The 15,634-nt window shown below is 69.5% G+C and carries 13 protein-coding genes (1 of these 13 cut by a window edge); 2 read left to right on the forward strand and 11 right to left on the reverse strand.

What is annotated here, in order from left to right:
- The 4 genes in view from ETO60_RS09205 to ETO60_RS09220 are tightly spaced (at most 13 nt apart) and all read right to left on the reverse strand, a layout consistent with a single transcriptional unit that may run on beyond the window.
- Positions 1 to 1,296: the 5' portion of a 3-hydroxyacyl-CoA dehydrogenase NAD-binding domain-containing protein gene (locus ETO60_RS09205; protein ID WP_130004980.1), read on the reverse strand. The gene continues 741 nt to the left of window position 1, outside the view; the window shows 1,296 of its 2,037 coding nt (coding positions 1-1,296); the start codon lies at positions 1,294 to 1,296; its stop codon lies off the left edge, out of view.
- Positions 1,297 to 1,309: 13 nt separating this feature from the next.
- Positions 1,310 to 2,545 (reverse strand): serine hydrolase domain-containing protein, encoded by a 1,236-nt coding sequence (locus ETO60_RS09210; protein ID WP_130004982.1) that lies wholly within the window; start codon positions 2,543 to 2,545, stop codon positions 1,310 to 1,312.
- 11 nt (positions 2,546 to 2,556) lie between these two features.
- Positions 2,557 to 3,627, reverse strand: a complete 1,071-nt coding sequence (locus ETO60_RS09215) for an acyl-CoA dehydrogenase family protein (protein WP_130004984.1) — start codon at positions 3,625 to 3,627, stop codon at positions 2,557 to 2,559.
- A gap of 12 nt (positions 3,628 to 3,639) precedes the next feature.
- Entirely contained in the window at positions 3,640 to 4,854 is a 1,215-nt protein-coding gene (locus tag ETO60_RS09220) for an acyl-CoA dehydrogenase family protein (protein ID WP_130004986.1), read from the reverse strand.
- 102 nt (positions 4,855 to 4,956) lie between these two features.
- Between ETO60_RS09220 and ETO60_RS09225 the strand changes: the two genes are divergently transcribed.
- Entirely contained in the window at positions 4,957 to 6,108 is a 1,152-nt protein-coding gene (locus tag ETO60_RS09225) for an acyl-CoA dehydrogenase family protein (protein ID WP_130004990.1), read from the forward strand.
- Positions 6,108 to 7,322, forward strand: a complete 1,215-nt coding sequence (locus ETO60_RS09230; protein WP_130004992.1) for an acetyl-CoA C-acetyltransferase — start codon at positions 6,108 to 6,110, stop codon at positions 7,320 to 7,322. The genes ETO60_RS09225 and ETO60_RS09230 overlap by 1 nt, the downstream gene beginning before the upstream one ends.
- A gap of 16 nt (positions 7,323 to 7,338) precedes the next feature.
- Here the strand turns inward: ETO60_RS09230 and ETO60_RS09235 are convergent, their stop codons facing one another.
- From ETO60_RS09235 to ETO60_RS09265, 7 genes are all read right to left on the reverse strand, one after another.
- Complete coding sequence (locus ETO60_RS09235) at positions 7,339 to 8,766, reverse strand: methyl-accepting chemotaxis protein (RefSeq protein ID WP_130004994.1); 1,428 nt, start codon at positions 8,764 to 8,766, stop codon at positions 7,339 to 7,341.
- Positions 8,767 to 8,780: 14 nt separating this feature from the next.
- Positions 8,781 to 10,289 carry a putative bifunctional diguanylate cyclase/phosphodiesterase gene (locus ETO60_RS09240; protein WP_234026420.1) on the reverse strand — a complete coding sequence of 503 codons (1,509 nt, stop codon included), beginning with the start codon at positions 10,287 to 10,289 and terminating at the stop codon, positions 8,781 to 8,783.
- 151 nt (positions 10,290 to 10,440) lie between these two features.
- Positions 10,441 to 11,295 carry a CheR family methyltransferase gene (locus tag ETO60_RS09245; protein WP_130004996.1) on the reverse strand — a complete coding sequence of 285 codons (855 nt, stop codon included), beginning with the start codon at positions 11,293 to 11,295 and terminating at the stop codon, positions 10,441 to 10,443.
- Positions 11,286 to 12,407: a chemotaxis-specific protein-glutamate methyltransferase CheB gene (gene cheB, locus ETO60_RS09250; protein ID WP_234026421.1), complete on the reverse strand. Its 1,122-nt coding sequence runs from the start codon at positions 12,405 to 12,407 to the stop codon at positions 11,286 to 11,288. The genes ETO60_RS09245 and cheB overlap by 10 nt, the downstream gene beginning before the upstream one ends.
- 9 nt (positions 12,408 to 12,416) lie before the next feature.
- Entirely contained in the window at positions 12,417 to 12,782 is a 366-nt protein-coding gene (locus ETO60_RS09255) for a response regulator (protein ID WP_130004998.1), read from the reverse strand.
- 53 nt (positions 12,783 to 12,835) lie between these two features.
- A complete protein-coding gene (locus tag ETO60_RS09260) occupies positions 12,836 to 13,273 on the reverse strand; it encodes a chemotaxis protein CheW (RefSeq protein ID WP_130005000.1) in 438 nt (145 codons plus the stop codon).
- Complete coding sequence (locus ETO60_RS09265; protein WP_130005002.1) at positions 13,270 to 15,624, reverse strand: chemotaxis protein CheA; 2,355 nt, start codon at positions 15,622 to 15,624, stop codon at positions 13,270 to 13,272. Before ETO60_RS09265 ends, ETO60_RS09260 begins: the two co-directional genes overlap by 4 nt.
- Positions 15,625 to 15,634: the final 10 nt, after the last annotated feature.

The raw sequence follows: 15,634 nt of genomic DNA on the forward strand, positions 1-15,634 counted from the left end.
GAAGAAGTGAAGCCCGAGGACGTAGCCGGGACGGGCGGTCGAGCGGGCGATCTCGTCGATGTCGAGGTAGCTCGTGTTCGAGGCGAGGATGGCACCGTCCTTCACCACCTGGTCGAGACGACGGAAAACCTCCTTCTTGATCGCCATGTCCTCGAAGACGGCCTCGATGACCAGATCGCAGCCGGCAAGGTCGTCATAGGACAGGGTGGGGGAGAGCAGGCCCATCGCCTGCTCCACCTGATCCGCCGTCATGCGCCCCTTGCGGGCGGTCGCCTCGTAGTTCTTGCGGATCACCCCCGTGCCGCGGTCGAGAGCCGCCTGTTCCACTTCGAGGATCGTCACCGGAATGCCTGCGGACAGGAAGTTCATGGCGATGCCGCCGCCCATCGTGCCTGCGCCGATGATGCCCACCTTGTTGACCGGGATCAGCGGCACGTCGCCGGACACGCCCTCGATCTTCGCGGCTGCGCGTTCGGCGAAGAAGTAGTGCCGCATGGCCGCGGACTGCGTCCCCATCATGAGCTTCATGAACAGCTCGCGCTCGCGTTCGACACCCTTGGCGTAGGGCAGCTCGCCGGCCGCGCGCACCGCCTCGATGGCGGCATTGGGCGCGTCGAACCCGTGCAGCTTGCGACCGGCCTGCTTGCGGAAGTCGTCGAAGATCGCCGGATTCCTCACTCCGTCCTCGTTGCGGTTCATCTGCGAGGTGCGCGGCAGAGGCTGCCCCACCTTGCTGCGGACGAACGCCGTCGCCTCTTCCGCGAGGTCGCCCTCGACAACGGCATCGAGCAGGCCAATCTCCTGTGCCTTGCGCGCGGAGATGGGATCGCCGGTGACGACCAGCGGCAGCGCCGCCTGCGCCCCCACGAGACGCGGCAGGCGCTGCGTCCCGGCGGCGCCGGGAATGAGGCCGAGCTTGACTTCCGGCAGGCCCAGCTTGGCGGACGGCACCGCGATCCGGTAGTGGCACGCCAGCGCCACTTCGCATCCGCCGCCCAGTGCCGTGCCGTGGATCGCCGCCACCACGGGCTTGTCACACGCTTCGATCAGATCGCACACGTCAGGCAGCATTGGGCCGACGGGGGGCTTGCCGAATTCGGTAATGTCCGCGCCGGCGAAGAAGGTGCGGCCGTCGCAGCGGATCACCACCGCCTTGACGTCATCATCCCCCATCGCCTCGCGGATGCCGCGCTCGAGTCCCTGGCGGACGGATGCACCCAACGCGTTCACCGGCGGGTTGTCGGACACGATGTGAAGGACGTCGCCGTGGCGCTCGGTGCGGATCGGGTCGGACATGGGGTGTGCTCCTTCAGGCATAGCTGTTTTCGAGGGCCGCGTAGACCAGCGTTCGGAGCTGGCGGCGGATCGGGGTGGCGGACGAGGGGTAGAGCTGCGTCGCGAAGACGCAGGTGATCCGCTCGACCGGATCGACGAAGAAGGCGGTGGAGTACGCACCGCCCCAGTAGAACTCACCCCGGCTCGCCGGGATGAGCAGGCGCGGCGGATCGATGACCGTCGCGAAGCCGAGTCCGAAGCCGACGCCGGCATTCGTGCTTTCCGAGAACAGCGACTGCGACATCTGGGTGAGATCGGCGCTGCCAGGCAGGTGGTTCGCCACCATCAGGTCGACGGTCTTGGGCGCCAGGATGCGCGCGCCGGCAAGCTCTCCCCTGTTGAGCAGCATCGTGCACAAACGGTGATAATCCGCCACCGTGCTCAGGAGCCCGCCGCCGCCGCTGTCAAAGCTGCCCGGCTTGAGCAGCCGGCTTTCGTCGCCGCGGTCGATCAGCCGCGCCGCACCGCCGACGCGGTAGGCGTAGCAGTCCGCCAGCCGGTCGGCCTTCTCCGGCGGGACATGAAAGGCGGTGTCGCGCATCCCGAGCGGATCGAAGATGTGCTGCGCGAAATAGTCTTCGAGCCGCAGGCCGCTCAATCGCTCGACCGCAATGCCGAGCACGTCGGTGGCAACGGAGTAGTTCCACGCCGTCCCCGGCGCGAACAGGAGCGGCAGACCGGCCAGCGCCGCGATGTATGCGTCCGAGGTCACTTCGTCGCGGGCGAAGTCGAGCTTCGCGGCACGATAGGCCGCATCGACCGCGTTGCGCTCCTGAAAGCCGTAGGTGAAGCCGGCCATGTGCGTCAGCAGGTCCACGAAGCGGATCGGCGGTGCCGCGCTGCCTGTCGCGAACGGAACGGCCCCGCCGCCGCCGGCGAACACCCTCAGATCGGCAAGTTCGGGAAGAACGGTGGCGATCGGATCGTCGAGCGCGACACGCGCCTGCTCGACCAGCTGCATGAACGCGACCGAGGTCACCGGCTTCGTCATTGAGGCGATCCGCACGATGGCATCGTCGCGCATCGGCGTGCCGTCGGCGCGCAGGGTGCCGGCGGTGAAGCGATGCACCGGCTGTCCGTCGCGCGCGAGCAGAAGCTGGACATGCGGCAGCGTGCCGGGGCGCAGGTAGGCATCGTCCAGGAAGCGGTCGATGCGCGCCAGCCGGCCGGCATCAAACCCGAGGCGGGCGGCGTCGGCGGACTCCGACATGGCCGGACCCGTCAATAGCCGCCGATCGTGGCGAACCGGTCCCGAAGGAAAGCGGTGTTGCCCCACGCCGCTTCCAGCACGCGGGCGCGCTTCAGATACAAGCCGACGTCGTATTCGTCGGTCATGCCGATCCCGCCGTGAAGCTGGATGCCTTCGTTGCTGATCCGGTGCAGCACCCGATTGGCCTCGGCCTTGGCGATCGTCGCCGCCCTGGCGATGCCGAAGCCGCTGTCCAGCGCCTGAAGCCCGCCCTCGACGGCGGAGCGCATGGTGGCAAGGTCGCCGTAGAGGTCCGCCATCCGGTGCTGCAGCGCCTGGAAGGTGGCGAGCACCTGGTTGAACTGCACCCGCTGCTTCAGATAGCCGAGCGTGCTGTCGAACACCGCCTGCGCCGTTCCGAGCATCTCCGCGCTGGTGACGATCCGCGCCCGGTCGAGCACGTCGTCGAGCAGGTTGTCGCCGCCGCCCCCGAGCCGCTCGGCAGGCGCATCCCGGAACTCGACCTGCGCATGGCTGCGCCGGTCGACGAGCTGACGGGTGGCGAGCTGCACGCCGGCGCCGCTCTCCACCAGATACAGCCCATCGGTGGCCGCAACGACGAACAGCTGCGCGGCATGGGCTTCGGCGACGAACGCCTTGGTGCCGCTCAGCTTGCCATCGCTGACGCTGGCGGAAATCCTTGCCGGGTCATGTCGCGGGCCTTCGTCCACGGCGAGGGTGGCAACGGCTTCGCCGCTGGCGAGGCGCGGCAGCCAGCGTTCCTGCTGCGCCTCGCTTCCGCCGAGCAGGATGGCGCTCGCCGCGATCGTGCTGCTCACCAGGGGACTCGACGTCAGGGTCTTGCCGAGTTCCTCGACCACGAGGCCGAGCGACAGCCAGCCGAAATCCGAGCCGCCATGCTGTTCCGGAATGACGATCCCGGTCCAGCCCATCTCTGCCATGGCCCGATAGGCATCCGGATCAAACCCGTGTGCATCCTCGCGGTCGCGGAGGGCGCGGAAGGCGGACACGGGCGACTCGTTCGTCACCCATTCGCGCGCCATGTCGCGCAGCATCACCTGTTCGTCGTTGAGAACCGCCATGTCGCCGCGCCCCTACTGATGGTCGAGCATGCCAAGCACGCGCTTGGCGATGATGTTGTTCTGGATCTCGGTGGATCCACCGTAGATCGTCGTCGCCTTGCCGAACAGCCAGCCGCGGGTGCGTTCCAGCTCGCCCTCCGAGAATCCGTCGCCGTCCCAACCGAGCCCCTGAAGGCCGACGATTTCGATCAGCAGTTCGGCGCGTTCCTGCCCCAGCTTCGTGCCCAGCTTCTTCAGCACGGAGCTGATCTCCGACACCCCGCCCTGCGCCTTGCTTTCCTCCATCGCGCGCCGCGCGGTCAGCAGAAAGGCGTTCCACCGGATCTCGAAATCGGCGATGCGGTCGCGCAGCACGGTGTCGGCGAGACGGCCGGCGGCGTCGATGTCTCCTTCGCGGCGGGCGATGTCCGACAGGTTCGGACCCATCAGCCGCGCCATGCTGCCCCCGCCCGACAGATTGGTGCGCTCGTGCTGAAGCAGCCGCTTGCCGATCGTCCATCCCTGACCTTCCTCGCCGACCAGGTTCTTCTTGGGCACCCGGACATCGGTGAAAAAGGTTTCGCAGAACGGGCTGGCGCCGCTGATCATGCGGATGGGGCGGACCTCGACGCCGGGCGCGTCCATGTCGATCAGCAGGAAGCTGATGCCGCGATGCTTGTCGGAGCGGTCCGTGCGGACCAGCGCGAACATCTTGTCGGCCCACTGCCCGCCGCTCGTCCATGTCTTCTGGCCGTTGACGAGGTAGTGGTCGCCACGGTCCTCCGCGCTCATCTGGAGATTGGCGAGGTCCGAGCCGGCGTTCGGTTCGCTGTAACCCTGGCACCAGCGGATCTCGCCGCGGCAGATCGGCGGAATGTGCTCGCGCTTCTGCTCCTCGCTGCCGTATTCAAGGAGGGTGGGGCCGAACATCATCACGCCCATGCCGCCGATCGGATTCCACGCGCCGGCTCTGGCGAATTCCTCCTCGAGAATGCGGGCTTTCCGGCGGCTCAGCCCCCCGCCGCCATAATCCTTCGGCCAGGTCGGCGTGCCCCAGCCGCGAGCGCCCACGGCCTCGCGCCACCGCCGCTGTGCGTCCGTCTCATCGCCCGGCCCTTCGATGGCGGACAGGACGTTGCTCTGACCCTTCAGCTCGGGCGGAAAGTGCTCGGCGAGAAACGCGCGCACCTCGGCGCGGAAGGCGTCCTCTTCGCTCTGCGCAGGCGCCGTGTCCACCTTGGTGGCCATGTCAGGTTCTCCTCGCTGGCGCGGAGCGCGTGCTTGCGCCTCCGGTCCCTGGCTGCAATCATAAGTCGTCAATCGAAACGGACAAGGGCGGGAGCGGCACGGGTGGACCAGGAAACTTTCACGATCTTGCTCGACACCGTCCGCCGCTTCGTGGACGAGCGGCTCATCCCCGCCGAAGACGAGGTGGAGGAGACCGACGCGGTGCCCGAGGCGATCGTCGCCGAGATGCGCGCGCTCGGCCTGTTCGGCCTGTCGATCCCGGAGGAGTACGGCGGTCTCGGCCTGTCCATGAGCGAGGAAGTGCAGGTCGTGTTCGAACTCGGCCGCGCCGCGGCGGCGTTCCGCTCCACCATCGGCACGACCGTCGGCATCGGCAGCCAGGGCATCGTCATCGACGGGACGCCCGAGCAGAAACGCGCATGGCTGCCGAAATTGGCCGCGGGCATGGTGTCGTCCTTTGCCCTCACGGAACCTGACGCCGGCTCCGACGCCGCCTCGCTGACCACGACCGCAACGCGCGACGGCGAGGAGTACGTCCTGAACGGCACCAAGCGCTACATCACCAATGCGCGCCGGGCCGGAATGCTGACGGTTATGGCCCGGTCCGAGCGGGACGTGAAGGGCGCCGCCGGCGTGTCCGCGTTCATCGTTCCGGCCGATGCTCCGGGGCTCTCATTCGGACCCCCCGACCGGAAGATGGGCCAGCGCGGCACCGTCACGTCCGATGTCGTGTTCGACGACGTGCGGGTGCCGGCGGCGAATCTCATCGGCGGCGTGCCCGGACGCGGTCTCAAGACTGCGTTCAAGGTGCTTGACCGCGGCCGGATCCACCTGTCCGCTGCGGCCAGCGGCACGGCGCACCGGCTGGTGGCGGAAAGCGTCGCCTATGCCGCCGCGCGCAAGCAGTTCGGGCAGCCGGTTGCCGCCTTCCAGCTGGTGCAGGGGCTCATCGCCGACAGCCATACCGATGCGCTCGCCGCCTGGTGCATGACGCGCGACGTGGCGCGCCGCTACGACGCCGGCGAGCCCGTCAGCCGCGATGTCGCCGCCACCAAGTATTTCGCCTCCGAGGCGCTCGGCCGCGTGGCCGACCGCGCGGTCCAGGTACATGGCGGCGCCGGCTACATGGCCGAGTATAAGGTGGAACGGTTCTACCGCGACGTGCGGCTGATGCGGATCTACGAGGGGACGAGCCAAATTCAGCAGACCATCATCGCGAGGCATCTGCTGCGCGACGCCGGTCTGGCGATCTGATGGAGGCGCTCCGCGATGTCGTGATCTGCGCACCGCTGCGCACGCCCGTGGGACGCTTTGGCGGCGCGCTCAGGCCGGTGCCGGCGCAGACGCTCGGCGCGCACGTCGTGCGGGCGATCATGGAGCGGACGGCCCTTCCTCCTGACGCAGTGGGGGACGTGATCTTCGCGCAGTGCTACCCGTCGATGGAAGCCCCGGCGCTGGGGCGGGTGGTGGCGCTCGACGCCGGTCTGCCGGACTCGGTGCCCGGCATGCAGGTCGACCGGCGGTGCGGGTCAGGTCTTCAGGCGGTGATCCTGGCGGCGATGACCGTGGCGACCGGCGGGGCGGAGCTTGTCATCGCCGGCGGCGCTGAGTCGATGAGCAACGCCCCGCATTTCAGTCACGCCATCCGCTGGGGTGTGAACGGGCACTTCACCATGGAGGACTCGCTTCACCGCGGAAGGGTGACGGCAGGAGGCAAACGGTTTCCGATTTCCGGCGGCATGATCGAGACGGCCGAGAACCTTCGTGAACGCTATGCCATTGGCCGCGAGGCGCAGGATGCGCTGGCGCTGGAGTCGCACCGGCGCGCGGTGGCGGCGCAGGAGGCCGGGCGGTTCGACGACGAAATCGTGCCAATCACCGTCACCGGGCGCAAGGAGACGGTGGTGATGGCGCGCGACGAGCATCCCCGGGCGGGGCTGACGGACGGCGACCTGGCGCGGCTTCGCCCGCTGATGGCGGAGCGCGAGGGTGCGACGGTCACGGCCGGCAATGCAAGCGGGCAGAATGACGGCGCCGCCGCCGCCATCGTCTGCACCCGTTCCGCGGCCGACCGGCACGGGCTGGAGCCGCTGGCGCGCGTGCGGGGCTGGGCAGTCACCGGGGTTGCTCCGGCGCTAATGGGACTCGGCCCGGTGGCAGCGGGGCGGGCGGCGCTCGAGCGTGCCGGCCTCGGGTTTGACTCGATCGATCTCATCGAGCTGAATGAGGCGTTCGCGGTGCAGGTGCTTGCGGTGCTGCGCGAATGGGGGCTGGGCGAGGACGACCAGGCGCGCCTGAATGTCAACGGATCGGGCATCTCGCTTGGCCATCCGCTCGCCGCCACAGGCGCGCGGATCCTCGCGACGCTCCTGCACGAGCTGAAGCGGCGCGACGCGCGCTACGGGCTGGAGACCCTGTGCATTGGCGGCGGGCAGGGCATCGCGGCCGTGTTCGAGCGGGTGTCCTGACCAGCCGGCGCGCGGCTCAGGAAGCGCGCCGGGCGCGGAACTGACGCGTCAGCTCCTCGGCCCGCCGGCGCAGGGCAGTGGACTGCCGCTCCAGCTCGTCCGCCGACTGGAGCACCTGTGTTGCGGCAATGCCCGTGTTGTGGGTGGCGTCGCGCACCTCGCCGATGCTCTGCGAAACCTCGTCGGTCGCGCGGGCCGCGAGGTCAAGGCTGCGGGCAAGATCCTGCCCCGCGACCGATTGCTGATCGACGGCCGAGGCGATGGAGACGGCCGTTGTCTCCAGCTCCTTAACCTGGTCCCCGATGGACTTGAGCGCCTTGACGCTCTGGCCGGTCGATTCCTGCATGGTGGCGATCTGATCGGCGACCCGCTGTGTGGCGCGGCTCGTCTGGGCGGCCAGATCCTTGACCTCCGCCGCGACCACCGCGAACCCGCGGCCAGCCTCGCCGCCGCGCGCCGCTTCGATCGACGCGTTGAGGGCAAGCAGATTCGTGCGCTGCGCGATGGCGTGGATCAGGCCGACGATCTGGCCGATTTCCTCTGCGGCCTCCGACAGGCGGCCGATCTTGCCGTCGGCGTCTGCGGCCGCCTCGCGCGCCTTGCGGGCCAGCTCGGCGCTGCTGCTGGCCTGCCGGCTGATCTCGCCGATCGACATGGCGAATTCGTCGCTCGCGGCTGCGGCCGCCGTGGTGCCGCTGGCGGCGTCGGCTACGGCCCGCGTGACGGTTTCGGTCTGCTCGCGCGAGCGTTCGGTTCCCGCTGCGAGGACCGCGGCCGTCGAGTGCAGCTGGCTGGCGGCGCTGGCCACGCTGGCGACAATGTCGCCAAGCGAGCGTTCGAAGGCGCTCACGATCCGCATCCGTTCATGGTCGAGGGCCTCCGCCGTCGATTGGCGCTCGGCTTCGAGATGCCGGACAATGGCGGCCTTCTCGCGCAGCGCGTCGAAGGCGCGGGCGATCTGACCGTATTCGTCCTGCCGTTCCGTGTGGGGGATCGGCGCTTCGACATTGCCGTCGAGAAGGTCGTATGCGCCGCCGATCACGTCCGTGACGGTGGTCACGATGTCGCGGCACAGCACCGCCACGATCAGCCATGCGCAGGCGGCGCCCGCGAGGAGCATTCCCCAGGCCGTCATCCTCAGCCGTGTGGCCGCCGCCGCGTCCAGTCCTGCCAGATCCCCCGCCGCGGACAGGAGCACGCCGGCCGTCACTGCCGCCGCGGCGAGCGGGATGGCGCCCAGCAGCCACAGCTTGACGGAAGTCCGGCAGCGGCTGAACGCCCGGGCCGCGGCCCGGACGAGGGCGCTGTTGCTGCCGGTGACATGGTAGGCATGCTGGATTTCTTCGGGGCGCTGCCATGTCGAGCGAGGGACCGGCGGCTCGGTCACGCCAGCCGGCAAGACGGGTGCACCGACCGGAGTCATGTCCATCGCCTGCATCGTCATCGTCTGCCCTTCCTTCAGTGCACGCCGGCAATGGCGGCGTGAGGGGCGGGGACCGCCCTCAGGGTTTCGATCTGTGCGGCCGGCATCGCCCGGAAGTAGAGCCAGCCCTGAATCTGGTCGCAACCGGCGGCGCGCACCAGAGCGGCCTGGGCTTCGGTTTCCACTCCCTCTGCCGTCACGTCCATGTTCATGGCGCGCGCGACCGTGATGCTCGACAGCATCATCGCCCGGCTCGCCGCATCCTCTTCCGCCTCAACCACGAGGGACCGGTCGATCTTCAGCTTCTGGAAGCGGAACTTGCGCAGAAAACCGATGGAGGCGTAGCCGGTCCCGAAATCGTCCAGCGCCACGTTGACGCCGAAGCCGCGGATGACGTCCAGCGTGCGCTCGGCCGTGACCGGGTCGAGGACGAGGCTCGTTTCGGTGATTTCCAGCTCCAGCCGTTCGGGCGGGAATCCGGTTTCCTCAAGAATCTGTCCGAGATTGATGGGGAACTCGGTGTTCCGCAGCTGCGCCGCGGAAATGTTGATCGACAGGGTGATGCCTTCCCACGGCAGCGCGTCGCTGCAGGCGCGGCGCAGCACCCACAGGCCGATGTCGTTGATCAGCCCGGACTCCTCGGCCACCGGGATGAACACGGACGGGCTGACCGATTCGCCATCCGGCCTGGTCCAGCGCAGCAGCGCTTCGACGGCGACGATCGACTGATCGCGCGCATCCACGAGCGGCTGGTAATGGATGGCGAGCTGGTCGCTCGCGAGCGCCTGGCGCAGCTGCTGGTCGAGCGCGCGGGTGGATTCGCGGCTGATGTCGAAATGCGGCGAGAACCAGGTGCAGCGCATGCGGCCCGAGCGCTTGGAGGCGTACATGGCGATGTCCGCCTGCCGCAGGAGTTCGCTCGAGGACAGGTCCTGTTCCGGGCGTGCTCTGGTCAGGCCGATGCTCGCGCCGATGACGATGCGCCGGTCGCCGATGACGATCGGCATGGTCAGACGCTCGATGAAGCCGCGGCACATGCCTTCGGCGATCGTGCCCGCCAGCGGCCCGGACAGCAGCAGCGCGAATTCGTCGCCGCCCAGCCGGTAGCAGCGCGCCTCCTCCTTGGCGACCGCGCGCAGCATGCCGGCGCATTCGCGGATGATCGCATCGCCGACGAAGTGGCTGTAATGATCGTTGACGTCCTTGAAGCCGTCGAGATCGATGAGCGCGAGGGCCACCTCCTGGTCGCGCACCTCGAGCCGCTTGATGTCCTCGTGCAGGGCGCGGCGGTTGGGCAGATCGGTCAGGCTGTCGGTGGTGCTCAGCTTCTGGAGGTGGCGGGCGCCCGAATAGATGGACCAGCCGCACGCCAGGCATCCGGCGACGATGGCCGCAGCGCCAAGCGTCATGGCCCGGCTCCAGGCAAGCGGCGCGGTGAGCGACAGCGATGCGACGAGGGCCGTCGCCACCAGCAGGGTGAGCGCCGTCAGCGGCACCAGAAGGGTCAGGACCGGGCTGGACCGGCGGTCCGACGTCGTTTGCACCTGCCCCCCCTTTCCTCGCGGGTTACCCGTTACCGCGCACTCGCGCGGCTCCGGCGAAACCGCCCGGCCGCGCCGCACGGATGGCGCCGAGTGCCCGCAATAGGGAGTTGTCCCTAAGGAATGTTTAAGCCCGTCCTTGCAGGGCAGCGCATCATGCGGCGCTCGCCGCGGGCAGTCTCGATACGCCGCATCCAGGCCGGGGCCTCACCAGCCCGTGATTGCCCGGCTCGGGGCAGAACAGGCCGTCCTCCTCCGGCAGCAGTTCCCCCGCGCCGAGCATCAGCCATCCATCCGGCGCGATGGCCTCGTGCAGCCGCCGGGCCGCCCGGCTGCGGGTCTGCCGGTCGAAGTAGAGCAGGACGTTGCGGCACAGGATGAGGTCGAACGGACCGCCGGCAGGCGGGGTGTCGAGCAGGTTGCGCTGCTCGAAGCGGATCAGGCGCCGCAGATCGCCGCGCGCGGTCCAGCGGTTCTTCTGCTCGCTGAAGAACGTCAGCATCTCGGTGACACTGATCCCGCGCTGGATCTCGAACTGGCTGTAGGTCGCGCGGCGGGCCGCCTTGATGGCGCGCGAGGAGAGGTCGGTGGCGCAGATGCTGACCCGCCAGCCATGCCAGCGCGGCTGTCCGGCGAGCAGCATGGCCAGCGAAAGCGGCTCCTGGCCCGTCGAGCAGCCGGCCGACCAGATGCGCAGCTCGCGCGTGGCGGCGCGATGCACGGCCAGGGCGGGCAGGACCCGCTGCGACAGGTTGTCAAAATAGTTGCGGTCGCGGAAGAAGTAGGTCTCGTTGTTCAGCAACGCCTCCGCGACCCTTTGCGGCAGCTCCGCGTCGCGGCCGGTGCTCAGAAGGCAGACGAGCTGGTCGAGATTGTCGATTCCCAGCTCGCGGAACAGCCCGCTGAGCGCGGTGGGGATGCGCCACCGCCGGGACGGCAGGATTTCCTGTCCCGAATGGGCGAACAGGAGATCGCGGATGACGTCATACGCGGCGTCGCTCACCTCCATTCGGCCGACCCCGTGCGCAGGGACAGCCACGGTCCCATGTCCGCCGGCCGCAGTTCGGCCGCGGCGAGGCCAGCCTGCGCCACCGCCTTGGGCATGCCCCACACGGCACAGCTCAGCGGTTCCTGCGCGATGACCGTCCCCCCGGCGCGCACGAGGTCGCCGGCACCCAGAACCCCGTCACGGCCCATGCCCGAGAGGATGAGGGCCGCCGCCTCGCCGTCAAAGGCTTCGGCGATGCTGCTCAGCATGGGATCGACCGCCGGCCGGCAGCCCGAGGGCGAGGGCGCGGAGCACAGGGCGACCGCGATCTGCTCTCCCCGCCGCTCCACGGTGAGGTGAGCATGACCGGGGGCGAGGATGATCTCGCCGGGCGCGGGCCGCTGTCCGTCCTCGCCCACGATGGTGCGACGCCTGGAGACAAGCTCGAGCTGCCGCGCGAAGACCGGCACGAAGGACGCGGGCAGGTGCTGCGTGATGAGGATCGGCAAGGCGAATTCCGCCGGCAGCCCGCCCAGCACCGCGTTGATGGCATGCACGCCGCCGGTCGAGGCGCCGATCGCCACCACGCGGGGGCGTTTGCCGGGGCGCGGGGCGCGCGAAGGAGGCCAGCCTTGCGTTTGCGGACAGGTGTCGCGTCCAGTCGAGGCGGCGTCGCGCCGGCCGAGGGCGCGGATGCGGGCGGTGAACTGCTCCCTGTAGTTGCCGCCGAAGCTGCCCGGAACGGGCTTGAGCATCGTGTCGGCGGCACCCGCCGCCAGGGCGCGGACGGAATGCCATGCCCCGGCCTCGGTCAGCGAGGACACCACCAGCACCTGAAGCGATGGGCGCAGCGCGAGGAACTGCGGCAGCGCCTCCAGCCCGCCCATGCCCGGCATTTCCAGATCAAGCAGGACGACATCGGGGCTGCACGTGCTCAACCGGCCGAGCGCCTCTTCGGCCGTGCTCGCCTGCGCGACGAGCAGCAGGGCAGGGTCGGCCTCGATCATGCGGGCGAACACAGTCCGCGCCGTGAGCGAGTCGTCGACGATCATCACCCGCACCACCGGCCGCGAGGGCGGGCACCGGTCCGCACCGGGCCAGCGCGGCTCCGCGCCGGGGGCAGGGCGCTGCACGGCCGAGCCTCAGCTCATGCCGACAAACTGCAGCTTGAGCTGCAAGGTCTCGTGATCGAACGGCTTCATGATGTATTCGTCCGCGCCGGCGCTGATGGCTTCGCGGATGTGGGCCACGTCGTTTTCGGTGGTGCAGAAGACCACCCGCGGATGCGCGCCGTTGTCGCTGGCCCGCAGCCGGGTGATGAACTCGATCCCGTTCATGACCGGCATGTTCCAGTCCAGCAGCACCAGGTCCGGCATCGCCTGCGCGCATTGCTCCAGACCCTGCTGCCCGTCTTCCGCCTCGGCGACGGTGAAGCCGAGATTCTCGAGAATGTGGCGGCTCACCCGGCGAATCACGCGGGAGTCATCGACCACGAGACACGTTTTCATGCGCGCACCCTTGTGTTGTCGTCGCAGGCTAGCGGTCCGGACTTATGAAATGCTTAAGCGGCCGGGGGAGCCGGTCCGTCGATGAGGGCAGCGGCGTCGATCACGAGCGCGGGCCGATCGTCCTCCCCGCCAAGGAGGCCGCGACCCGCGCGCTGCCATGCCGCGCCGTAGCCGATCGGCACCGGCCGGATCTCGGTGCTGGCGGCGCGGACATCATCCACCCGGTCGACAAGAAGGGCGTAGAGATGACTGTCGCGCGCGACGACCGCGGCCCAGCGTTCGGATCCCGCGGCCGCCGCCGGCTCTCCGAGACTGACGCGGCAGTCGATCACCGTCAGCGCCTGGCTGCGCACCGTCGTCAGTCCGGCGACGTGCGGCGGCGCGTGGGGAACCGGCACGAGATTGTCGGCGAGGATGACCGACCGCACCTCCGCAGCCGGAATGGCGACGCGCGTGCCGGCGATCTCGGCGAACAGCATCATGCCGCTCATGCTGCCGCTTGCCGGACTGCGGCCAGCGCGGCGAGGAGCCGGTCGCGGTCGTAGCGGTGGACAACGCCGGGCGGCAGCGTGGCCGCATCGGCCGAGCTCAGGGCGATCCGCGGCGCCGACGTGGTGGTTCCATCCGGCGCGCGCCCGTCAATGCTGATCACCAGATCCACGCTTCCGTCACCCGACGGCGCGACCGCCCAGCCGGCGGCGCGCAGCAGCGGAACGAGCATCCGCTTCGCCCAGTCGTCGTCCGGCACCGCGCAGACCATCGCCCGCGACGGGCGCGCCGCAGGCGCGTGTTCGGCGAACAGCCGGTGCACGTCCACGAGGCGACAGGCACGTTCTGCGATCAGGAAGACGCGGGCTTCGTCATCGGAGGCGGGCGCGTGCAGCATGTCTGCCGCCACCACTGCCCGCTCGCCGATGGCCGCCGCGGCGAGAAGGAGTCGCGTCCCGCCGTCGGAGAGGCTTATGGCATGGATGGCGCAGTGGCTGATCGCGGCGTCGTCCAGCCCGAGCAGCGTGACCGGCACGCCGTCGAGGGCCGCGAATGCGCTCGTGCCGTTGCGCGTGATTGCCTCGGGAGCAAGAGCGACGATCCGCTCCACCGCCGCAAACGGCACGGCCCGCTCCACCCCGTCGAACCCCGTGAACAGGAGCACGGGCTCCCCATGGTCTTCCGCATCGCTCCCTTCGTCGGCCGCATGCGCCTGGGGCGCCGCGTCGCGCCCGAAGACGCCGGCCCGTTCCATGATGCTGCGCACATCGAGCAGCAGGATGGGCTGGCCATCGTCGAGCAGAGTCAGTCCCGCATAGTAGCCGGTCTGCATCACCGCCGGTGCCAGCGGCTTCACCACCAGATCCTCGTAGTCGCAGATCCGCTCGACCCCGATGGCACAGCGTTGATCCGCCCCGGTCTGCAGCACCAGCACCACGGGCGCCGCCATCGCGCAGCCCCCTTCCTCGGCAGGGGCAAGGCCCATGACCTGGGCAAGGTCGAGATAGGGCATGCGCTCGCCGCGGATGGCGATGAGGCGGGCGGTGCCGACCACCGCGTCGTCGAGCTGCACCGACCGGCGGCGGACGATCTCGACGACATGCGCCTGCGGGACGGCGAAGCTCAGCGCGGCCGTCCGAACCACGATGCCCGGAACGATGCACAGCGTCAGCGGGACACGCAGCTGGAAGGTCGTGCCGGCGCCGTCGCGCGACGTGACGGAGATCGCCCCGCCGATGCGCTCGAGGTTGGCGCGCACCACGTCCATCCCGACGCCGCGGCCGGAGACGGCGCTGACGGCATCGGCGGTGCTCAGCCCGGCGGCGAAGATCAGTTCGGCGCAGCGCCGGGGATCGGCCCGGCTCGCCTCGTCCGCGTCGATGAGGCCCGCATCGACGGCCTTGCGCGCCACCTTGGCGCGGTCGATGCCGCGCCCGTCGTCGGCGATCGTCAGCCGCACTTCGTTGCCGGCGTGGCTTGCCTCGACCACGATCGTTCCCGCGCGCGGCTTGCCGGCCGCCAGCCGGTCGCCTGCCGGCTCGATCCCGTGGTCGATCGCGTTGCGCAGGATGTGGGTGACGGGATCGCGGATCAGGTCCATGATCTCGCGGTCGAGTTCGACCTCGCCGCCGTGGCAGACGATCCGCACCTCCTTGCCCAGTTCATGAGCGAGATCCCGCACGAGGCGCGGCAACTGCTGGAACAGGTGGTCGATCCGGTTCATCCGCATCCGGGTGATCGCTTCGCGCACGTCCGAGAGGATCCCGGACAGGCGCTCGAACGGGGCGTCCAGTTCGGCGGCCGAGTGTCCTTCGCGCAGCCGGCGGGCAAGGTCGTTGCGGGCCAGCACCATGTCCGACACGCCGCTCATGACCCGGTCAAGCAGGTCCACAGGGAGCCGGATGGAGCGCGCCGCGGCACGCGCCACCGGCTGGGCCAGCGTAGCAGGGCACGCAGTCGGGGAGGCGGTGGCCGCCGCGACCGGACCGCTCGCCATCAGTGCGGTCAGCAGCGGCTCGTCAGGTTCGTTCGGGAGCGGCGCACCGCTGTCCAGCGCGTCAATGATCAGCATGATCCGGTCGATGACGCCGAGAACGGCGGTGACGACAGCGGCGTCGGCAGAGCGGGTGCCCTCACGCAGCTGCCCGAGCACATCCTCGGCGCCGTGGCTCAGCGCCGCCAGCCGCGGAAGATCGAAGAAGCCGCAGTTGCCCTTGACCGTGTGGACGAAGCGGAAGATGGCGTCGAGCCGGGTCCGGTCGGCGGGATCGGCTTCCCAGCTGACCAGCGCTTCCTCGCATCCGCGCAGCATGTCGCGCGTCTCGGCGATGAATTCGCTCAGCAGGTCATCCATGCACGCCCGT

It is taken from the genome of Qipengyuania thermophila, from assembly GCF_004153605.1.
Taxonomy (GTDB): domain Bacteria; phylum Pseudomonadota; class Alphaproteobacteria; order Sphingomonadales; family Sphingomonadaceae; genus Qipengyuania_B; species Qipengyuania_B thermophila.